At 47.1% G+C, this 19533-nt stretch carries 21 protein-coding genes and 1 riboswitch; of the genes, 12 read left to right on the top strand and 9 right to left on the bottom strand.

Annotated features, from left to right (window positions below; genetic code table 11):
• Positions 1–72: 72 nt before the first annotated feature.
• From AC121Z_RS14185 to AC121Z_RS14175, 3 genes are all read left to right on the top strand, one after another.
• Positions 73–2571: a TonB-dependent receptor gene (locus tag AC121Z_RS14185; RefSeq protein WP_498124742.1), complete on the top strand. Its 2499-nt coding sequence runs from the start codon at positions 73–75 to the stop codon at positions 2569–2571.
• An 86-nt stretch (positions 2572–2657) separates the two neighbouring features.
• Entirely contained in the window at positions 2658–3248 is a 591-nt protein-coding gene (locus AC121Z_RS14180; RefSeq protein WP_498124741.1) for a gamma-glutamylcyclotransferase, read from the top strand.
• Entirely contained in the window at positions 3238–3741 is a 504-nt protein-coding gene (locus tag AC121Z_RS14175; RefSeq protein ID WP_498124740.1) for a GNAT family N-acetyltransferase, read from the top strand. The genes AC121Z_RS14180 and AC121Z_RS14175 overlap by 11 nt, the downstream gene beginning before the upstream one ends.
• Here AC121Z_RS14175 and AC121Z_RS14170 read toward each other — a convergent pair.
• From AC121Z_RS14170 to AC121Z_RS14160, 3 genes are all read right to left on the bottom strand, one after another.
• The gene (locus tag AC121Z_RS14170; protein WP_498124739.1) at positions 3705–4211 is read right to left on the bottom strand and encodes an SRPBCC family protein; all 507 of its coding nucleotides are present in this window, start codon (positions 4209–4211) and stop codon (positions 3705–3707) included. The two genes, AC121Z_RS14175 and AC121Z_RS14170, sit on opposite strands and share 37 nt — an antisense overlap.
• 63 nt (positions 4212–4274) lie before the next feature.
• Complete coding sequence (locus tag AC121Z_RS14165; RefSeq protein ID WP_498124737.1) at positions 4275–4889, bottom strand: peptidylprolyl isomerase; 615 nt, start codon at positions 4887–4889, stop codon at positions 4275–4277.
• Positions 4890–4898: 9 nt separating this feature from the next.
• On the bottom strand, positions 4899–6074 hold the full coding sequence (locus tag AC121Z_RS14160; protein ID WP_498124736.1) for a methyltransferase: 1176 nt from the start codon (positions 6072–6074) through the stop codon (positions 4899–4901).
• Positions 6075–6097: 23 nt separating this feature from the next.
• Between AC121Z_RS14160 and AC121Z_RS14155 the strand changes: the two genes are divergently transcribed.
• Together AC121Z_RS14155 and bolA are read left to right on the top strand one after the other, a co-directional pair.
• Positions 6098–6742, top strand: coding sequence for an alpha-ketoglutarate-dependent dioxygenase AlkB family protein (locus AC121Z_RS14155; RefSeq protein ID WP_498124735.1), 645 nt, complete (start codon positions 6098–6100; stop codon positions 6740–6742).
• A complete protein-coding gene (gene bolA / locus AC121Z_RS14150; protein ID WP_498124733.1) occupies positions 6714–7028 on the top strand; it encodes a transcriptional regulator BolA in 315 nt (104 codons plus the stop codon). The genes AC121Z_RS14155 and bolA overlap by 29 nt, the downstream gene beginning before the upstream one ends.
• Before the next feature lie 4 nt (positions 7029–7032).
• Here bolA and AC121Z_RS14145 read toward each other — a convergent pair whose 3' ends face one another.
• A complete protein-coding gene (locus AC121Z_RS14145) occupies positions 7033–7971 on the bottom strand; it encodes an AEC family transporter (protein ID WP_498124731.1) in 939 nt (312 codons plus the stop codon).
• A 150-nt stretch (positions 7972–8121) separates the two neighbouring features.
• Between AC121Z_RS14145 and AC121Z_RS14140 the strand changes: the two genes are divergently transcribed.
• Positions 8122–9687, top strand: coding sequence for a SulP family inorganic anion transporter (locus AC121Z_RS14140; RefSeq protein WP_498124729.1), 1566 nt, complete (start codon positions 8122–8124; stop codon positions 9685–9687).
• Between the two features lie 127 nt (positions 9688–9814).
• Here AC121Z_RS14140 and AC121Z_RS14135 read toward each other — a convergent pair whose 3' ends face one another.
• Positions 9815–10543, bottom strand: a complete 729-nt coding sequence (locus tag AC121Z_RS14135; protein ID WP_498124727.1) for a substrate-binding periplasmic protein — start codon at positions 10541–10543, stop codon at positions 9815–9817.
• 121 nt (positions 10544–10664) lie between these two features.
• Here AC121Z_RS14135 and AC121Z_RS14130 point away from each other — a divergent pair, with 121 nt between their 5' ends.
• The 4 genes from AC121Z_RS14130 to arsB all read left to right on the top strand — a co-directional run bounded on the left by AC121Z_RS14130 (position 10665) and on the right by arsB (position 13267).
• Positions 10665–11306, top strand: coding sequence for a CPBP family intramembrane glutamic endopeptidase (locus AC121Z_RS14130; protein WP_498124726.1), 642 nt, complete (start codon positions 10665–10667; stop codon positions 11304–11306).
• A gap of 106 nt (positions 11307–11412) precedes the next feature.
• Entirely contained in the window at positions 11413–11745 is a 333-nt protein-coding gene (locus tag AC121Z_RS14125) for a metalloregulator ArsR/SmtB family transcription factor (protein ID WP_498124724.1), read from the top strand.
• A 14-nt stretch (positions 11746–11759) separates the two neighbouring features.
• Complete coding sequence (locus tag AC121Z_RS14120) at positions 11760–12239, top strand: arsenate reductase ArsC (protein ID WP_498124723.1); 480 nt, start codon at positions 11760–11762, stop codon at positions 12237–12239.
• An 11-nt stretch (positions 12240–12250) separates the two neighbouring features.
• Complete coding sequence (gene arsB, locus AC121Z_RS14115; RefSeq protein ID WP_498124721.1) at positions 12251–13267, top strand: ACR3 family arsenite efflux transporter; 1017 nt, start codon at positions 12251–12253, stop codon at positions 13265–13267.
• 149 nt (positions 13268–13416) lie between these two features.
• Here arsB and AC121Z_RS14110 read toward each other — a convergent pair whose 3' ends face one another.
• Together AC121Z_RS14110 and AC121Z_RS14105 are read right to left on the bottom strand one after the other, a co-directional pair.
• Positions 13417–14040: a thiol:disulfide interchange protein DsbA/DsbL gene (locus tag AC121Z_RS14110; protein WP_498124719.1), complete on the bottom strand. Its 624-nt coding sequence runs from the start codon at positions 14038–14040 to the stop codon at positions 13417–13419.
• 114 nt (positions 14041–14154) lie between these two features.
• Positions 14155–16074 (bottom strand): TonB-dependent receptor plug domain-containing protein, encoded by a 1920-nt coding sequence (locus AC121Z_RS14105; protein ID WP_498124717.1) that lies wholly within the window; start codon positions 16072–16074, stop codon positions 14155–14157.
• A gap of 61 nt (positions 16075–16135) precedes the next feature.
• A riboswitch (cobalamin riboswitch) is annotated at positions 16136–16378 on the bottom strand.
• 178 nt (positions 16379–16556) lie between these two features.
• Between AC121Z_RS14105 and AC121Z_RS14100 the strand changes: the two genes are divergently transcribed.
• Together AC121Z_RS14100 and AC121Z_RS14095 are read left to right on the top strand one after the other, a co-directional pair.
• A complete protein-coding gene (locus tag AC121Z_RS14100; protein WP_498124715.1) occupies positions 16557–17114 on the top strand; it encodes a hypothetical protein in 558 nt (185 codons plus the stop codon).
• 157 nt (positions 17115–17271) lie between these two features.
• The gene (locus AC121Z_RS14095; RefSeq protein WP_498124713.1) at positions 17272–17580 is read left to right on the top strand and encodes a hypothetical protein; all 309 of its coding nucleotides are present in this window, start codon (positions 17272–17274) and stop codon (positions 17578–17580) included.
• Between the two features lie 127 nt (positions 17581–17707).
• Here the strand turns inward: AC121Z_RS14095 and AC121Z_RS14090 are convergent, their stop codons facing one another.
• Together AC121Z_RS14090 and AC121Z_RS14085 are read right to left on the bottom strand one after the other, a co-directional pair.
• Complete coding sequence (locus AC121Z_RS14090; RefSeq protein WP_498124712.1) at positions 17708–18487, bottom strand: hypothetical protein; 780 nt, start codon at positions 18485–18487, stop codon at positions 17708–17710.
• A 302-nt stretch (positions 18488–18789) separates the two neighbouring features.
• The gene (locus AC121Z_RS14085; RefSeq protein WP_498124710.1) at positions 18790–19458 is read right to left on the bottom strand and encodes a tRNA-uridine aminocarboxypropyltransferase; all 669 of its coding nucleotides are present in this window, start codon (positions 19456–19458) and stop codon (positions 18790–18792) included.
• Positions 19459–19533 lie beyond the last annotated feature (75 nt).

The following is a 19533-nucleotide window of genomic DNA, read 5'->3' as shown; positions in this document are numbered from 1 at the left end:
CAGTTGCATTTTGATGGAATTGTTATAGTATCACATCACAAATGATACATTATAACATCCAAAGAGGAACTCATGCGCTTTAGTAAGACCACACTCGCGATTTTCACCGCATCTGCCATGGGGGCGACGGTTTCAACCAGTGCTCTAGCAACCGTAGTTCAAGGTACCATTTTAGATGTAAAAGGTAAGCCTGTTGAGGGGGCAACCGTGAAAATTGAAGGTACCAGTCGAGTTGTGTTCACTGATGCAAACGGAAAGTACCGTGTTGATCTGACTGAACGTGAGTCGAGTTCGCATTTACATCTGCATGTATATTCCCCGAACCACGTGCACGGCGACAATGATTTGGGCTACATTGATGCCGACACCACCGTCGATTTTACCCTAAAGCCAGTGGTATTCGAGAACGTCTTGGTGACTGCGAACTTGCTGGAAACTTCTGTATTAGAATCCATCACTCCGGTCACGGTGTTAGGTGAAAAAACCTTACGCAAACGCCAGGCTGCGACATTAGGTGAAACCTTGAAATTCACCCCAGGGGTGCATAGCACTTATTATGCGGGAGTTGCTGCAAGCCCAGTGATCCGCGGCAACGATGGCCCGCGCGTTAAAATTGTGCAAAATGGTTTAGATGTTTCTGATGTTTCACGCATTGGCCCTGACCACGCAGTAGCCTCCGATGCCAGCTCTGCGACTCAAGTAGAGGTTTTACGTGGTCCAGCCACTTTACAGTATGGCAGTGGCGCTATCGGCGGGGTGGTGAATGTTGTGGATAATCGGATCCCCAACTACGTGCCTGTAGGCATTGAAGGTGAAGCAGAAGTTCGCTACGCCACCGTCAACGAGGAAAAGTTTGGCAAGATTGACTTAACCACTGGTGCGGGTAACTGGGCGTTCCATTTAGATGCCTTTAGTCGAGAAACGGATGATATTGAAGTACCTGGATTTGCCTCTTTGGATCCTGAAGAAGATGCAATGGCAGGCATTGTTGAAGGCTCAGCAGTGGATACTGACAACGTCGTTGCGGGTATTTCTTATATTGGCGATGCGGGCTTTGTGGGCTTTTCTTACCAACAAATGAATAATTTTTATGGCGTCCCAGGGCACGCTCATGCGCATGGCCACGAAGATGAACATGGCGACGAAGAAGGGCATGATGACCATGACGACGAGCATGGCGATGAAGAAAGTGTCAATATTGATGCAACGCTCGATCGCTATCAATGGGTGGGTAAGTGGTACTCGCCAATCAAAGGGATCACCTCGGTAGAGTTTATGGGGGCCTACAGCGAATATCAGCATGCTGAAATTGAAGGCGACGAAATCGGCACTCAATTTGCCAACGATACCTTGGAAGGGCGCATTGATATTCGCCATGAGGATGTCGGTGGTTGGCATGGCGTGTTCGGTTTGCAATATGCCAACAGTGATTATGTTGCAGAGGGTGAAGAAGCTTATACTCCGCCGGTTGAAACGGATGCATTTTCACTGTTTGTGATCGAAGAAAAACGGGTCGAGGATTTCACTTTCCAGCTTGGTGCACGCATAGAGCGCACTGAATACCAAGCCAATGACGTCGAAATTGACCTTGCTATTGCTGATGTAGACCACTCAGATCACGATCATGACGACGACCATGGTGATGAGCATCACGATGATCACGGTCAGCTATTCAGTTTCAATACTTACGACTATACCAGTTTCTCAGCCTCGGCAGGGATGAACTGGCACTACACTGAAAGTAGTGCATTAGCCCTTTCGGTCAGTCGCTCAGAACGTGCGCCTAGCCAACAAGAGTTGTTTTCTGGCGGCTTACATTTGGCTTCTCGTACCTATGAACTTGGCCTAGTGTTCGATTTTCATGAAGATGGTGATCTAGGCACTGAGCTGCGGCAAGCTCGCGAAGAAGTCAGTCATAATATTGATGTAACGTGGCGTCAATTCCATGAAGATTGGGGCTTCTCAGCATCAATATTTTACAGTGATGTGAGCGACTACATTTACCAAGCGGATACTGGATTAACGTTTGCTGACGAGCATGATGAGCATGACGAAGACGAACACATGGATGAGCACGACGCAGACCATATTGACGAGCATGGGGATGAGCATGACGAAGATGGCTATCCAATTCTAGTTTTCAATCAGGCGGATGCAAAACTCTACGGGTTTGAGTTTGAAGGCCACTTTGATATCAGCGAACAGGTTCGTCTAAGTGCTTTTGGTGATTATATCCGCGCGAAGTTGGATTCTGATGATTTACCGCGTATTCCACCGTTACGCTTAGGGGCATCACTGGATTATCAATGGCAAGACCTCAATGCCGATATCGAGGTGGTTTGGTATGATGATCAAGACAATACCGCGCGCTTTGAAACTGTCACTGCCGGCTACACTTTGCTAAACGCAGGGATTAATTATACTTTGTTGAGTAATAACATGGAGTGGCAGTTCTTTGCGCGTGCAGAGAATATCACTGATGAGGAGGCGCGAGTGCATACGTCATTCTTAAAAGACGAAGCGCCTTTGCCAGGGCGTAACTTCCAGATTGGCGTGCGTACGTATTTCTAAACTAGTCCGAAGGTGGGTTTATTACTGATTTACACGAACATCCCGATTGGCACCAAGCCGAGCACTTCCTGCTCGGCTATGGTTCTTTGCTCAGTGCCGATAGCCGTCTAACTCATAGTGACCATGGACACGAAGCGCTTGCTGTTGAGGTTGCAGGATTTGCGCGGCAATGGATCACGCGGGCGTTTCACGAACAACAAACCTATGTAGGGGCAATCGTCGACGCTGACGCAAAACTAAACGCGTTGTGCACGCCCATTACGCTCAATCCCAAATTGCGCAGTCGCGAACGCGATTACCGGTTTACTGCGGTGGACCCCCGTCGTTTAACATTATTAGAAGACGACGTCGATGGTTTGTTTATTAACGCGATGCGCCCAGGCGTTTCGTTGTGGATATGTGAGTCACTCCAATGTTTGCCGGCAGCGCCCGACTATCCGATCTATCTAAGCTACATCGATACCTGCTTGGCAGGATGCCTGACCCACTTCGCGACGGCGCAGGAAGGGCGTGCTGCTGCGACAACATTTATCCAAACGACCACTGGCTGGCAACATATAGTCGATGACCGCGACAAACCTCAATACCCGCGTCGGGCACAGGTGCCTGCAGCCCAACAGCGAGTGATCAGCGAACTTTTGGCGCAGGCAGACATTGAGATTGCCTATGGCGAGTAATTCTGTGCAGTTACGCCCGCTCACCCTAAAGGATGCTGAATTTATTTTGCGCTTGGTCACTGATCCTGCTTGGCTGCAATATATTGGTGATCGAGGGGTGCGCGATGTGACATCCGCCAAAGCATTCATTGCAACACGTATTCAACCGGTGTATGAACAGGAAGGCCTTGGTTTATATGGTATCAGCTTAGCCAATCAGACATCATTGTTGGGACTTTGTGGGCTTCTGCAGCGCGACTTTTTGCCAGCTCCGGATCTCGGCTTTGCTTTGTTGCCAGAGTCCCGTGGTTTGGGGCTCGCGCATGCAGCCAGCTTATCTGTTCTGCGTCGGGCTCGGGCTCAGGGACTGACAACTATTTTGGCTTTCACTGCGCCTGAAAATCAAGCGTCACAATCATTACTTGAGCGGCTCGGTTTTGCGCGTGAAGCTGATATCGCGCCACAAGGTCAACGCGCTTATTTATTTAAGAAGTCCTTAAGTGCGTTGAGCTGAATCCCTTGTACATGCGCAACGATAGGCGCTAATTCTGCAAACCCGCCACTGTTAATGCCATGCACTCGGTAGGTGAGGGTCACTTCAGTGCCATTTTCCGTGGGCGTTAATACCCAGTCTAAAGCCCCATTCATGCCCATGCCTTGTAATGGACCAAGACCGCCTGACATGCGCAGGGTTTTGTTGGGTTCAACAAACACAATGCGCATATGCTCGGCGCTCTTATCGGAGTGAGTCTCGCAAAAACATCCGCCGGCGCGCGCCTCGATGGAAAAGGTACCTTCCCACCACGAATGATCTTTCGGCCACCACGCATCAACATCCTGAACCAGCGTTTGCCATACTTGCTCTGGGGGATGTTCGCTCACCATGGCATTTGCCACAATAAACCCATGGGTATCCACATGTTGCACATCAGCATAGGTCAGTGTTGAAAACACACATAGTGCAATAACGAGTCGTTTTAGCATGGTTATGCTCCAGTCCATTTATCAAAACCTGCGAGATAGACGTCAATGTCATCGACTTTTTGACTATTCCGCGGGCAAAATCGTGACCTTGTTGATGACAATAGGCTCTAATGGCACGTTAGGGAATCCCGTCATTTCATCAATGCCGGTATCCACAAGCTCCATGGCATCCAAAACCTCATAGCCAGATACCACAGTGCCAAACACGGTATAACCCCAATTTCTGCCCGGGTCGAGGCTTTCGTTATCGTTCATGTTAAAGAAAAACTGGCGCATAGCACTGTGCGGGTCGTTTTGACGCGCCATTGCAATGGTGTATTTTTCATTCTTTAGACCATTACCTGATTCATTGAAAATCGGGTCATATTGTGGTTTCTCATTAAATTCCACATCGTAACCACCGCCTTGAACTACAAAATTCACCACGATTCGGTGGAAAATAGTATTGTTAAACAATCCCTTGTCTGCATAACGCAAAAAGTTGTTTACCGTGATCGGCGCGCGCCGACGATTTAACTCAACAATGAAGTCGCCCATACTTGTGTTAAATTCAACGCGCGGATAATAATTGCGTTTTTGGATGTGAGAACCGTCTTCAACGCGCTCAGCTAAAACTGCAGGCGCGTGAACAACCCCGATGAATATGACAAATAAAGTGATAATAAACGAATACCGCATGCTGTCTCCTTAGCGTTTGATAGCGCTCAAGATAACGAATTTTCGTTCACTTGCAAGTACGCGGAACCCGCCGAACAGTCGTTTGAGCTGCTGACCATACGGCAAATGACGGTTGGCAACAATGCGCAACTCACCGCCGCGCGCGAGAAAACGATAAGCATCCTTAAACATTTGCCGTGCGATATGTTCGGTTACCACGTTTTGCTGATGAAAAGGCGGATTACATAACACCAGATTAAAGGTGTTGAGCAACGCCTTATCCAGTGCATCTAGACTGTTACTGGCAATATAGCGACATTGCGCTTTTTGTGCAGGTAGATTCTTGGCTACCCCCGCTTGGGCTGATGCTAAGGCCATATAAGACTCATCGACAAAGGTCATAGAGGCCTGTGGCGCTCGCGCCAGCATGGCAATCCCAAGGACGCCATTACCGCAGCCCAAATCGAGGATCTTGGCATGCGCGCATTGTTCAGCATCGGGTAAATGCTGCAGCATTACCCGAGCGCCTATGTCCAAGCTTTGCCGTGAAAACACATTGGCATGATTCACCAGTGTTAGCGCGACACCTGTTTCACTCTTATCTGTTGTAAAAGTCGATGGAAAAGCAGGAACTTTGGTGTTTGTAAGTACCAACTGACTAAATAGCAGGCGCGACTTTTTCTTAGCTAATGAGGTGGTTACCGCGCCAATATAACGCTCAAACAATTTAAAGATATTCGGGGTGAGAGCTGTGACTTTAGCGCCAGCTATAACCCTGGTGTTGGGTGCGCAGTGTTGCTGGATTTGGGCCAATTGGTACTCTAAAAATGCCAGTGAACGTGGTATTTTTACAATCACCAGAGGGCTAGATGGCATAGGCTGCAAGCTATCCAGCAACGCCACTTCACCGTTAAGGTGATTGTGGGCGAGATTTTGTTGGGTTGCCTGATGACTGATCCAAGAGTCGCTCTGGCTGTATATAGTAAGGCCTGCAAACTGCTGTTTGAGTAAGCAAGCCAACGCGCCAAATTCATCATTTAACACAGTCACAGTGGTTGGTAGTTGTTCAGGAGCTAAGCTGCGAAGGTGTTCTACGATTAACACATCTGCCGCGTCCCAGGCTTGCAGACTTTTGTGTTGGCTGTGCGCGGGATAACGGAACAGCTCAAGGCTGCTTTCACCGAAGGTTAACGTGGTTGTTGACATGACAGTAAATTACTCAAGGAACTATGCAATCATCGCTTTTTGACCAAGCGCCCAGCGCTAACGAACAACTCACACTTCCGCTGGTGGATGCCAAGGTGACGTACATTCCCCATTGGTTATCGGCGCTCCAGGCTGAAAAGTGTTATCAATCGTTAGCGAGTGAAATAACGTGGTCGCAGGATACCATCAAGCTGTACGGCAAAACACATCTTATTCCGCGTTTGCAAGCCTGGGTGGGGGATGAGCATGCCAGCTATCAATATTCTGGGATCCAGCTAGCTCCTTTACCATGGACACCAACCCTAACCAAGCTCCGGCAAACGTGTGAGCAGACCTGCACGACAAGATTTAATTCTGTGTTAGCCAATTGGTATCAGCATGGGCAGCATAGCATGGGCATGCACAGTGATGATGAACCGGAGCTTGGCCCCAGTCCGACGATAGCATCGGTCAGTCTGGGCGCAGAGCGAACGCTGATTTTTAAACATAAACAGAGCGGTGAGCAGCACAAGCTACGCTTAGCTAATGGCAGCCTCTTGATAATGGCAGGTTTGACCCAACGTTATTGGCAGCACGGCATCAACAAGACCGCGCGGCCTACTCAAGGTCGTATTAACTTAACGTATCGATGGATCAACAATGCAAATACAACAGCAGATCACCGCTAAATTAGAGGCTCATTTGGCGCCCATTTACTTGGATGTAGTCAACGAGAGTCATCAGCACAATGTGCCTGCCGGCAGCGAAAGTCACTTTAAAGTCACGGTGGTCAGTGCCGAGTTTGAGGGCAAGCGATTAATTCAACGGCACCGTATGATTAATCAATTGTTGGCGGAGGAGCTTTCAGGCCCTATTCACGCCCTCGCTTTGCATACCTACACTGCGACGGAATGGCAGGACAAGACCGGAGACGTCCCCGCTTCACCTCAATGCCTAGGTGGCTCTAAGCGCTAGGTATTTAGCTCGCTAATAGGACCCACTGGTAGCCTAACAAGGTGGTCGGGATCGACACCACCGTGGTGAGCGCGACGATATTCGCCGCGAGATCAGCATTACCACCCATTTGTTTGACCATGATAAAACTCACCGCAGCGGTTGGTGCTGCCGACATAAATAGCACAGTGAGTAATTCGGTTTTATCAAAGTTGAAGTGTAAGCCTAGTAAAATAATGATTGCAGGGTAAAGTATGCACTTACTAACAACGGTGAACGTTAATGCGGGGATTTGTCCGCGCATATCCCGAAAGCGTATCGAAGCACCGGTACAAATCAAAGCTAAAGGTAGGGTTAGCTGGGCCAGATAACCGACACTTGCCGTGACTAATGCAGGCATTTCGATGTGTAGATAACTCACTAAAAGTGCGGCAAGTATGGCCAGCATGATCGGATTCCGGCTGAGTGTTTTTAGTGTTTCCCAGGCAGAAATGCGGGTGGGTAAATAGGTGCTTAAAACCCATACTGACAATGTATTGAAGAGAATAATCAACGCGCCCATGTACACCGAGGCTTGTGCAAAATCATCGGCCTCAAAGGTTTTTGCCGCGAAGGCCAAACCGATTACGCCCAGATTAGCACGAAAGCAACCTTGAACAATGACCCCGCGGTCTTCGCGACAAGCAAATTTCCACTGCACAATAGCTAAACATAGCGCAAAAAATCCCAATGTCGCGACCAAGCCAAGGCTAATTAACTTGCTGTTGGCTGCCTGCTGAAAGTCTGCTTGGCTGATAGACAAAAACAGCAATGCGGGCAAGGCAATATTAAAGACTAAGCCAGAGCCACTGGCGACAAACTCAGGAGAAATGAACGCACGCTGCATCAGCCACTTGCCTAAGGCAAGTAGCACAACAACTGGGCCCATGACATAAATACTAAAGCTTAATAGTTCGCTAGACATATGTGGTTAGATGCAACTCATCAAACCTGACTATATCAGTAAAATGAACTATACGAGTACCATTAACAAACTGTTAAAAGATTTCCCGGCGTAATCCTGTTAGGATCGCCGGCTAATTTTTAAGCACTCAATTTATGGTGGATAAACAGCATGTTTGATCTGATCACCAAACAACAAGGCAATATCAAGAATGATGTATTGTCGGGAATAACCGTTGCCTTGGCATTGGTACCTGAGGCCGTAGCTTTCGCTTTCGTCGCCGGTGTTGAGCCTATGGTAGGCTTATACGCTGCGTTTATGATGGGACTCATCACCAGTGCGATTGGTGGGCGTCCGGGCATGATTTCAGGAGCAACGGGGGCCATGGCTGTGGTCATGGTGGCACTGGTCGCGCAACATGGCATTCAATACTTGTTTGCCGCTGTCATCTTAGCCGGCATTTTGCAAATTAGTGCCGGGATTTTTAAGCTCGGTAAGTTTATTCGTTTAGTGCCTTACCCCGTGATGCTGGGCTTTGTGAATGGCTTGGCAATAGTGATCTTTTTAGCGCAGATGGGGCAATTCAAAATCCTTGGGACCGATGGCAATATGCAATGGATGCAGGGTGAAATGCTTTGGATCATGTTAGGGCTGGTTGCACTTACCATGGCAATCATCTATATACTCCCCAAGCTTACCACGGCGATACCAGCGTCACTCGCTGCCATTATAACGGTCACCTTGTTGGTGCACGGCATGGATTTAGAGGCTCGCACGGTGATTGATTTTGTGCGTGACATGTTGCCTACTGAACAACAAGAAAGTGCGACATTGGCCGGTGAGTTACCGAGTTTTGCTATACCCATGGTGCCTTTCACCCTCGACACGCTTTATATCATCTTACCCACCGCGGTTATTCTGGCGTTGGTTGGTTTGATTGAATCGTTACTGACCCTAACTCTGATCGATGAGATGACGGATACCCGTGGCCGTGGTAACCGTGAATGCGTTGGTCAAGGCGTTGCCAATACAGTCAACGGATTCTTCGGTGGTATGGGGGGCTGCGCGATGATCGGCCAAAGTATGATCAATATTAACTCTGGTGGTCGCGGGCGCTTGTCGGGCATTACCGCAGCTGTCGTTTTGTTGGGCTTTATATTGTTTGCCGCGCCACTGATTGAAATGATCCCACTGGCAGCCTTGGTTGGCGTTATGTTTGTAGTGGTGATTGGTACGTTTGAGTGGGCGTCTTTCCGTATCATTCGCGGCGTTAACAAAGAAGATGCTTTTGTTTTGTTCTTAGTTACCGCCGTCACCGTTATTGCTGATCTGGCGATTGCCGTCGTGGTTGGTGTCATCGTATCGGCCTTGGTGTTCGCTTGGAAACATGCAACTCACATTGTGGCACGAACTCACACCGACAAAGACGGCTGGAAAGTGTACGAATTAGAAGGTCCATTATTCTTTGGGTCGGTTAGCTACTTTAAAGGCTTGTTCGATCCGCAAAATGATCCGCAAGATGTGGTCATCGACTTTAATGATTCACGGATTTGGGATTCGTCAGGGATTGATGCGTTAGATGGCTTGGCCGATAAATACGAGCAAAATGGCAAGAAGTTACACATTCGTCATATCAGTCCTGAATGTCGCACTTTGTTAGTCAAAGCGAATAAATACGTGGAGATGAACGTTAATGAAGATCCACGCTATAAGGTCGCGACGGATAAACTTGGATAAGTGTTGTTAGATCAGAGTGAGCGGTGAGAATACCGCTCTCAACGGCTCTGGAGTGGGCTCACCATGAGCGAGCAATGAAAGTCTTAAGTCCGGCTCCATAGATAGCTGCTATCTCTTCTTTGATGAATTATTCGCCAAAAAAGCCGGCTTTGAATTCAGGTCGGTTTTTGACTGCATTAAATGCTGCGATTAAGCGGGCGACGTCGGCTGGATCGGAGCGCCGATTAGCGGCCAGAAAAACATCTACTGATAGTTCAGGGAGTTCTAAAGCGACTTTTAACTCATCGCAACTATGCGAGTAATGTTCAACTAAGTCACAAATCAAAAATTGATCAACCACAAACGAGTCGATACGACCTTTGTAAAGTAAGTCAATTAATTCGGGCAAGGAACTGCGAATGACTAAATGTTCATCTGCGAATCCTAGTTGACGCAGGTATTCATGCGTAAAGTCATGCCGCATAGCGCCGATGACGGCAGTTTTCGCATCCGCCGGTGAGGTGATAGTAAATTGCTGATTACTCGCCAGCGCCATGAAACTTAAATGAAAGCGCCCAAGCTTACCGATCCAAATCAGCTCATTTTCTCGCTCGGGTGTGCGAATGGTGGAATAGAGCAGGGTGTTTTCGCGTTGGATTGCGGTACTAAATGCTCTTGCCCAGGGGTAAACTTCAATCTCGGCCTGTAAATTAGCTTCTTTTACCACCGCTTTTACCAGGTTTGTGGTGATCCCGCGAACCTGGTTGTCTACCACATATTGTAATGGTGGGGCATCTTCAGTAACGATTATCCACGGCATTGACCATGCGCAATGGGGAACAAAACAGAGAACGAGTAACCGTAAAAAACGCTGCACACTTTACCTCACATCAAGGACCGCTGATCAAGTATAGACAGCTTTCCGATGCCGGGCACTGGCAGTTGGTGGTTTTTGTTCCATACTGTAAGTTATCTGTCACAAAAATGTCATTTTTCATATGGTAGTGCGTTCGATCAACATCCGTTATCGCTGGGTTGAAATGATCGTGATGTTTTTTTTATTACCCATTGGTGTTTTTGGCGTGATCCAAAACCTGTCAATTTGGTTAATGCCTATTCTGGGTATGGTTGGCCTTATTTGTTTATCTCTGCTGTTAGTTGATCGCCAATTTAAACGCATTCGATTGTGGAGGACTGCTGGTATTGCGTCGCACTTATTCGCAGGACTAAAGCTGTTCTTGCCGTGGGCATGTATATTAAGCCTGCTAATTTACCTTCTTTTTCCACAACTCTTTCTTGCCCTTCCAATCGAAGACACTAACTTTTGGTTGCTGACTTTGCTCATTTACCCACTGGTTTCGGTGTTACCTCAAGAGATTATTTTTCGCACGTTTTTCTTTCACCGCTATAAGCCTATTTTGCCCTCCAAAACCACCCGGTGGATATTGAGTACCTTCTTTTTTGGTTTTGCCCACCTGGTCTACGGGAATTGGGTTGCGGTGGCTTTATCTTGGATAGCGGGTGCCGTGTTTGGATATCGCTATATGCAATCACGTTCAACTATCGCTGTGGTTGTAGAACACAGTTTGTGGGGGAGCTTTTTGTTTACCGTTGGATTAGGAAGCTTTTTTCTGATCTGAATGACGGAATGAGCAAAACTTATGGCTCAGCCTCTTCACTAACCACTTGCATTTAGCATTAAGTCATATATGATTTTTCACATATATGGTAAATCAAATATGTTCTATGGAACCACTACAACTATTTAAAGCATTAGCTGAGCCTACACGCTTGCGCTGTGTGTTACTCATTCGTGCGGCAGATGAAGCATGTGTATGTGACCTAATGTCCGTGCTCAGCATGGATCAACCCAAAATATCACGTCATTTGGCTGAACTGCGCCGTATCGGTCTGGTTGCAGGAACCCGTCGCGGTAAGTGGGTTTATTATCGTCTTGCGCCTAAGTTGCCGGAGTGGATTAACGCTATTTTGACGCAGACGTATACGCAGATAGAGGCAGAGATGAACCCTTTGCTGGAACAGTTAGAACAGCAAAAATGCAGTCAACGCATGTGCTAAGCACGGAGTCAGGAATGAAAATTTTATATATTTGTACCCACAATCGTTGCCGCAGTATCTTATCTGAAGCGATTACCAATCAGATGAGTGCGGGCACTAGTTTAATTGCTCGAAGTGCGGGTAGTCAGCCTGCCGGTGAGGTGCATCCGCTGACTTTAAAGTACCTGAGCGAAGCCGGTATAGCGACCGCTGGGTTACAGAGCCAGTCATGGGATGACTTTGCTGGGTTTGCGCCTGACCTCGTTATCACTGTTTGTGATTCCGCTGCGCAGGAGACTTGCCCGGTCTGGTTTGGTCAGGCGTTGCAGCTGCATTGGGGGCTATCTGATCCTTCTAAGGTCGAGGGTTCAGAGGACGAGGTGGCAGCGGCTTTTCGCGCGTGTATAGCAACCATCACCGAGCGTGTGAAGCAGCTCAATACACTTGCTGAGCAACCGCTGACACAACAAGAATGGGTAGCAGCATTAGAGCGCTCAGGTGCAGTACAAAAGTAGGAGAGGACAGAATGGGACTTTTTGAGCGCTATTTGTCATTGTGGGTTGGGATTGCAATTCTTATTGGTATCGGCCTCGGCGATATTTTTCCAAGTCTCTTTCAGCAGATTGCAACACTAGAGATTGCTCAGGTTAATTTAGTTGTCGCGGCACTGATCTGGCTAATGATCTTTCCGATGATGGTGCTGGTTGATTTTTCAGCGCTGCGCGAGGTGGGCAAGAAACCCAAAGGTATCGTACTTACGCTGGTGATCAACTGGTTGATTAAGCCGTTCACTATGGCATTGCTTGGTTGGTTATTTTTTAAGGTGTTATTTGCTGATTGGGTCGATCCACAAACGGCCAGTGAATATATCGCAGGGATGATATTGCTTGGCGTAGCGCCCTGCACAGCCATGGTATTTGTGTGGAGCCAGCTCACCAAAGGTGATGCTAACTATACGCTAGTACAAGTGTCCATTAACGATATCATAATGATCTTTGCTTTTGCTCCGATAGCGGGCCTATTACTAGGGATCAGCGATATTACAGTACCATGGAATACGTTGCTATTGTCGGTGGTACTGTATGTTCTAATTCCATTAGTGGCAGGTGCAGTTACCCGTAAGTGGCTCGAAAGTAAGGCGTCAGCAGGCAAAGTAGACGCCTTTCTTGCACTTATGAAACCCTGGTCAGTCTTGGGGTTGCTGGCAACGGTTGTGCTGTTGTTCGGTTTTCAGTCGCAGACAATTTTGCAACAACCACAAGCCATTGTGTTAATTGCCATACCACTGTTACTTCAAACCTATGGCATATTTGCGTTGGCCTACTTTATGGCAAAGCGCTTGCGGTTACCGCACAATATTGCCGCACCTGCGTGTATGATCGGTACGTCTAACTTTTTTGAGCTCGCGGTTGCGGTAGCCATAGGCATGTTTGGCTTGCACTCTGGTGCTGCGTTAGCCACGGTTGTGGGGGTATTGGTTGAAGTGCCAGTGATGCTTTCGTTAGTGTGGTTTGCTAATCGAACGCGGCATTATTTTACCTAATAAGTTTTGTTTGACTGGTTTTTGCTTGAACGGTTGGCACTCTCACAATCCGTTTGACCAGTGTTAACGCTTTTTAAGACGGATCACAAAGAATAAAAAAAGCCGCTACATTATTGAGCGGCTTTTTGGATCTTAAGCTGAAATGTTGATTACTTTTGTTTGCTCAACCAAACAATCAAATCAACAATATCATCGGCGGTCATATCACGGGTAAATGTGGCTTGATATTTACCGTTAACAATAAAGTTAGGTACACCGGTTAAGTGCTCGCGGAAGGCTTCGATTTGTTTGTTGTTTTTTTGCACCATACTGTTAACACCGAAACTTGACGCTAACTTGTCAAACTCAGCAGCATCAACACCATTAACGATAAAGATTTTACGTAAGTCATCGCGATTCGCAATAGTTGCTCGTTGTTGATGAATGTAATTAAAAATTGCAGCGTTTAACTTATCTTCCTGTTTAACTGCGCGCGCGATCATCATTGCACGGGTTGCTTCTTCTTGCGTTTCTGGGCCAGTAAAGCCCATAAAGTTAACATGCACTTTATCGAATTTGGTATCGCTGGGCAGTTTCGCTTTAATTTGTTCTACTAGTGGCTCAAAACGATAGCAGCCTGGGCACCAAAAAGAGAAAAACTCGGTTACCACAGCTTTGTCGGTAGCGGTTTCGCTGATCACTTTATAGTGTTTGCCTTCTTGCCATAATTCTTGCGCGCAAGCTTGCAAAGGTAGAACAGTGGCTAACAATAAGCCTAAAAACAACTTCTTCATGTTTATGGGTTCCTTAGTAATTTTGCGCCATAGCCTAGCATAGCTGGCTAACAGCGACTAGAGCGGAATCGACAGCCGCGCGACGGAATACGTATATCACGCGACTGAAGGGGGTTAAATTGAATACTGCAAGCTCACTCGTATTTGACGACCTTTGCCAACAAACCCCACGATATCTTCATATTCTTCATCCAGAAGATTATGCGCATTGAGCTGAATCGTGGCTGAATCAGAGAGCTGGTAACTGAGGTTAGCATTAATCAACCAATACGCAGCAAGAGATACCCGCTGAGCGGGTTGTGGAAATGGCGGGAAAAACTGGTCACTGCGTGTTCCCGTATAGTCGGCCTTTACAAAGGCTGACAATGGGGATTCTTGCGGGCTGAAGGTCAGCGCAAGCGAAGCAGTGTGGCGCGGCCTTCGCAGTTCTGCAAAGTACTGATTAAAGTTGCCAGCTTCTATGCCTTCTTCACTCTCTACATAAGTATAATGCGAACGCAACGCGAGTCTGTTCCACTGCCGGGTTAGACTGATCTCAGCAACATTCCGCCGGCTATCTGAACGATTATTTTGCGCGGTAAATACCCCCTGCTCAGGGACAAACACGAAGCCATTGATTTCATCCTTCAAATTACTCTGTGACCAACTCAAGGTAATTTGATCAAAGTGCCATTTGTCTATTCGTACACCTAACTCAGTGGTCAATGCTTGCTCCGGCTGGAGGTTTGGATTGCCGAGAAAACTGCCAGGGTAAAAGCCAAATCGCTCCGTAAATGTGGGGTTTCTGATCGCCTTACTGTAGCTGACAAAAACATTGAGCTGATCGTTAATCTGCCAATTCGGCCCCAGACGAAAGCTGGATTGATCATCAAAGTCACTGTTGTTGTCCCAGCGCCCACTGGCGGTCAAGGTGACAGATTTACTGACGGCTGCACTGAAATCAGCAAAAAGGCTGCTGGTATCAATTTGCTGTGTCTGGTTGGGGTCATCAAAGGTAACCGGACCAAATTGCTCAAAGTCATCGCGCACATGCTCTAAGCCGGCATTGAGCGAGGTATTGTTGGTCAGTTTAGCTGCGATAAAGTACCGCCCCCCCAATTTATCCGCTTCGCTCCCACCAACATCAATACCAGCGGTAAAATTACTATTTTGATGATGACTGTATTGTCCTTCGAGATGATGCGTGAGTTTTGAATTCTGGTCGTTGAATTGCCAATGCAGTTTACCTGACCATTGCTTACCGTCAGTCCAATTGTCAGAATCTGTTGGGAGACCGGTATTTACATAATCGACCCCATCAAAGTCATTTTTGTATTTGGTATAGCGTAAATTGAAGGTGAGCTGGTGGCTTTCAGCGGGTTGCCATTGTAGGCCAGCAGAAATGCCTGAATTTTGGTATCCATCGGCTTCATCACCTTGCCTTGAGACGTTTTCGCCGTCGGTAGAAAGGTGTGATGCGGAGAAATTCCAATTGCTGCTGGTGCTACGTTGACTCACGTTGACACTGGCGTGACGCTGCGCTTGGTTGCCCAAGCCCATACGCACTTGCGTTGCAGAACTTGCAGCTGTGCGCGTTGTGATATTCAGCACACCAGCCACCGCGCCACTGCCCCAAAGTGCACTTTGTGCGCCGGATAATAACTCAATACGCACAATGTTATCCGTCGTCAGATGAGCAAAATCAAACAATCCTCCCTGACTTTCATCATTAACCACCACGCCATCAATCATCACTAGCAAGTGGTTGGTTTCTGCACCGCGCAAGCGCACTTCAGTTAAACCACCAATACTGCCCGATCGGCTGATGCTAATACCGGGCATGCCGCGCAACAAATCTACGAGAAAAAGCTCACCTGATTGCTGAATGGTAAATTCATCCAGTATATGGGCACTGGCTGACAACTGGGAAATAGGCATTGCATGGCGTGCGCCAACCACTGAAATATGCTCTAAGTTATCATTGGCAAATAAAGCAAGAGACGTACATGTCCCTACGACCAGACAAACGCTGGCCTTAAACATCGTGTTTTTCATACAATAATGTGTTCCTAATACACTCCACCCGAGTGCGCTGGGATAAAATCGATCAAAAAGGTTGATCGGGCGATTTCAGGCCGGTATCCGGGCTCGTTATTCATGTGATTTACACATGTCAAAAGTCACCTTCCCGTGCCAAGCACAGTGGTTTGAAAAGGGCGCACAGGCCACATGTTCTGACTTTCTGTCGACCGCTTAAGCGAAGACAGTACTTACCGTTGCGGGGGCAGCATTGGTTTTGCACCAATTTCCCGTTTAACTCGCACAAGGTTGTGCGTAGCACCTGAAGCGCAGAGTGTAGCGAAAAACAACGTCTGCCACAGACCTTTTTTGTTCTGGCTTATGCCAATTTAGGGATTCTGCAGGAGAAAATGACGGTGCTAACTTTTAGGTTAAAGGAATAACATTTAATGGCGGGGAAGAGCTGTTCTTAGTCTACACTCAATAGTGAACATTACACGTATAGAGGCAATGGACTGTTGGAACCGCTCGCGCAAACTAATCAAAACAAAACGGCTTCTTTTGCTCTGGCAATGTTGGCCTTTACCGCTAAAGGGGGAGTCATTCTCACCAGCGTAATTGTTTTTGTGTGGTCGACAATACAGTTCGGCTATACCATCGATATCAATTACTACTTAATAGGTCTAGTCGATCGAAACGAAAGTTTCCCTATGTTGAAAGATATTCGTTACGTCAGTGCGATTATGGGGATCTTTTTTGGCATCATTCAAGTGCAAGCCGTTGGCCTGATCCCGCAGCTGTCGTTCTGGTTCGTGTGGTTAAAAGCGAAAGAAAGCCTAAACGAAAGTCGCAAACGTTTCATTTTTCTTAAAGTTCAACTGATTTTATTTTTGCTATGCAACAGCATCATTGTATTGTCGGTTTTAGGCGCTTACAGTGTTGAACTGATTCAACATCTGGTAGAGGGTAGTCACGCTGGTGCTCTTATCATGGTAATGACTGCTTATACCTTACTGTATCTGCCTCACACTGTGATGGGCTGCATCTTATATCGACGTAAAATGAAAGGCTGGTAACTTGCTCATTCGTAAGCGTTTAATCTGTTTTTTATTTACCTTAATTATGTGCAGTAGTTGCGCACAATTGCTTATAACCCAGCATAATTCGATCGAAACCATTAGGCTTACCTATGTTAAGGGCGCTCAGATAAACCATGCAATATCAGTAGACATCGTGTTCGCGTATGACGAGCAATCGGTTTCACTCTTACGTGGGCTTGACTCTGCCCATTGGTTTACACAAAAGCCTGCCATATTATTGCGTGCTAACAACAGTATCCGTGTTCTTTCCCAACAATTGGTGCCTGGTTTTGATGAGCGTATCAACCAGTTACCCGAACAAAGTCGCACTGCCAAGGCAGTAATCGCGTTTGCGTATTTACCGGGCAACAATAACGCGAAAGTCTCGTTACACCCATATCGTTATCCGCAATTGCTAATCAGTAAGAAACGAATCGAGCTTCTCAATTCACAAAATCGATAAACTTGATAGCAGTGTTCTTAGGGCTTCATACGGACATACCGGCCATTGACAACGCCGAGGCTCTGACGGGTTTGCACGTGCAGTACGGCAGCTTTCATCTAAGCAGACCCTCAAATCTACAATGAACTTATTTCGGTGATCCAGAAACCGCTTTATCACCCAGCCTTGCAGTTAGTGCGGACTCAAGTGCTTCTAATTGTTCCTGACGCTGTTGTGTAAACTCGATCATTGACCCGAGTCGGCTTAGGTTATCGAAGTAGTCGTTAAGAAAGGCCTGGTTTGCTCGCATTTTTTCGCTATCACAAACACGGCTCCATTGAAATCCTTCCCCGCTTAGCCGTGCCCAACGCTCGGCATCCTCGGGTATTAGTGGAACCAGACCGATTGCTATGAGATCTGGGAATCGGCTATGTAATCGATATAGCTCATTGGTCGCTTCCTCATAGTAAGCGCGTGAGCGTTCGCGAAATAGCACATAATCCCGCAGATGTTTCTTTATGACCTGATCTTGCAATAAGTCAAAACGCCCAGTAGATAACATTTCGTCAAGAACTGGCAGCTCATCCGGCGGCCGTCTGTGCACGTGTGACGCTACAATACGAGGACACTCTTTGCTGGAAAGGTCACGCAACGGTTCTTGCGAAAACAGAACGGGATTAACACCCATCAAAATGTTGGCCCGCTCACCCATACTCACCAGCTCATTACGCTGCTTTTCCAGTAAATTCAAAGTCTCCATATGAAGCCGGTTAAGCAAAGCGTGCTCCTCGATACGATCCTTGCGGGCTTCATTCCAATCTTGAACCTGCAAACCCATAAACACGCCGACCGCGACAATGGCAAAATCCACTGCCATTGCGAACCAATTTTGTGATCGTAAGTTCTCTGAAATACGCCGGAAGATCATGTGTTCACCCTAGATAGTTTAATTAGTAACATTCAGTATTGTATAGTCGCGATTTGAGCGATTGTCTGCTTTGGGTATAAACAGCATAGTGATGCTCACGGATAAAAGTCCAACAGATGAGTGTGTAATGCTCAATATAGCCGTTCTATGCATTCTATTCGCAGGCTTTCATGAGAAGTTCGTAACTAGCATAAAGTTCGAGTCTAGTTAGTCAAAGTGAACGCCTAAAGACGATTTCTTCTAGCAAAAAAAGATTATGAAAATTAAGCTCGTTAGCTACGCTTAACAACCATATTATTCCGTTACTTTATCTGATGCATTTTGCCTTGTAGGTAGCGCGTACGGAAATAAAGAAAATAATTTTCCAGGCTATCGGCTGACTGAGACTCGCCAGCCAGTCGTAAAATCTCAACGCCAACCTCCGCGGTGCAAAGTTGATGCTGGTGCACCGCTTCTCTGAGTCGATAATTCGAGGACGTTTCTGGATTGATCCCGAGTACAGGGAAAGCATTTAAATAGGGGCTTTTCGCTAACATTTTCTTCGCTTCCCGCCAGGTACCATCTAGCATGACAAAAAGCGGGATACGATTGTCTTGAGTGGGTATTTGCGAGATCCGGCGCTCTGCTGGCACATATTGATGCGGGAAAATCACAATAGGCACATAGCGAGGATCATTCAACAATGTTAACAGTGCGATGTCGGGTTCAGTTCGATTCCAAACAAAAGCGAAGTTTTCAGGTGCCACATCAGCGATGAGCCGGCCGGTGTTGCTCGGTTTATAGTACTCTCCCTGATACATTAAAAATACAAACGCGCTTTTTGCCTGCGCGGTTGGTTTAACATCGCAGATACACGCTCTTTGAGGCAACAGGCACTGTTCACAACGTTTGATTTTTGAACCGCGAGCAAGAAATGGGCGGCGCGCTGTGCGCAATTCGCGCTCGCGCAAAGCCATCACAGAATTAGGCATTTGGGTAACGTTTAGCTGAAAAATTGCATATTAGCTGAGTTAGTGTCTTGTACGCTATTGGTTTTGCTTTAAGTT

Source organism: Alteromonas sp. DYW1 (assembly GCF_059752595.1).
Note: the sequence above shows the minus strand (reverse complement) of the source record. Positions and strands in the feature narration are given on the sequence as shown.

What these genes read in the sequence shown, in the direction of transcription:
- AC121Z_RS14185 (WP_498124742.1), top strand. Translation starts at nt 73, where the DNA reads ATGCGCTTTAGTAAGACCACACTCGCGATTTTCACCGCATCTGCCATG.
- AC121Z_RS14175 (WP_498124740.1), top strand. Translation starts at nt 3,238, where the DNA reads ATGGCGAGTAATTCTGTGCAGTTACGCCCGCTCACCCTAAAGGATGCT.
- AC121Z_RS14170 (WP_498124739.1), bottom strand. Translation starts at nt 4,211, where the DNA reads ATGCTAAAACGACTCGTTATTGCACTATGTGTGTTTTCAACACTGACC.
- AC121Z_RS14165 (WP_498124737.1), bottom strand. Translation starts at nt 4,889, where the DNA reads ATGCGGTATTCGTTTATTATCACTTTATTTGTCATATTCATCGGGGTT.
- AC121Z_RS14160 (WP_498124736.1), bottom strand. Translation starts at nt 6,074, where the DNA reads ATGTCAACAACCACGTTAACCTTCGGTGAAAGCAGCCTTGAGCTGTTC.
- AC121Z_RS14155 (WP_498124735.1), top strand. Translation starts at nt 6,098, where the DNA reads ATGCAATCATCGCTTTTTGACCAAGCGCCCAGCGCTAACGAACAACTC.
- bolA (WP_498124733.1), top strand. Translation starts at nt 6,714, where the DNA reads ATGCAAATACAACAGCAGATCACCGCTAAATTAGAGGCTCATTTGGCG.
- AC121Z_RS14145 (WP_498124731.1), bottom strand. Translation starts at nt 7,971, where the DNA reads ATGTCTAGCGAACTATTAAGCTTTAGTATTTATGTCATGGGCCCAGTT.
- AC121Z_RS14140 (WP_498124729.1), top strand. Translation starts at nt 8,122, where the DNA reads ATGTTTGATCTGATCACCAAACAACAAGGCAATATCAAGAATGATGTA.
- AC121Z_RS14130 (WP_498124726.1), top strand. Translation starts at nt 10,665, where the DNA reads ATGGTAGTGCGTTCGATCAACATCCGTTATCGCTGGGTTGAAATGATC.
- AC121Z_RS14125 (WP_498124724.1), top strand. Translation starts at nt 11,413, where the DNA reads ATGGAACCACTACAACTATTTAAAGCATTAGCTGAGCCTACACGCTTG.
- AC121Z_RS14120 (WP_498124723.1), top strand. Translation starts at nt 11,760, where the DNA reads ATGAAAATTTTATATATTTGTACCCACAATCGTTGCCGCAGTATCTTA.
- arsB (WP_498124721.1), top strand. Translation starts at nt 12,251, where the DNA reads ATGGGACTTTTTGAGCGCTATTTGTCATTGTGGGTTGGGATTGCAATT.
- AC121Z_RS14110 (WP_498124719.1), bottom strand. Translation starts at nt 14,040, where the DNA reads ATGAAGAAGTTGTTTTTAGGCTTATTGTTAGCCACTGTTCTACCTTTG.
- AC121Z_RS14105 (WP_498124717.1), bottom strand. Translation starts at nt 16,074, where the DNA reads ATGAAAAACACGATGTTTAAGGCCAGCGTTTGTCTGGTCGTAGGGACA.
- AC121Z_RS14090 (WP_498124712.1), bottom strand. Translation starts at nt 18,487, where the DNA reads ATGATCTTCCGGCGTATTTCAGAGAACTTACGATCACAAAATTGGTTC.
- AC121Z_RS14085 (WP_498124710.1), bottom strand. Translation starts at nt 19,458, where the DNA reads ATGCCTAATTCTGTGATGGCTTTGCGCGAGCGCGAATTGCGCACAGCG.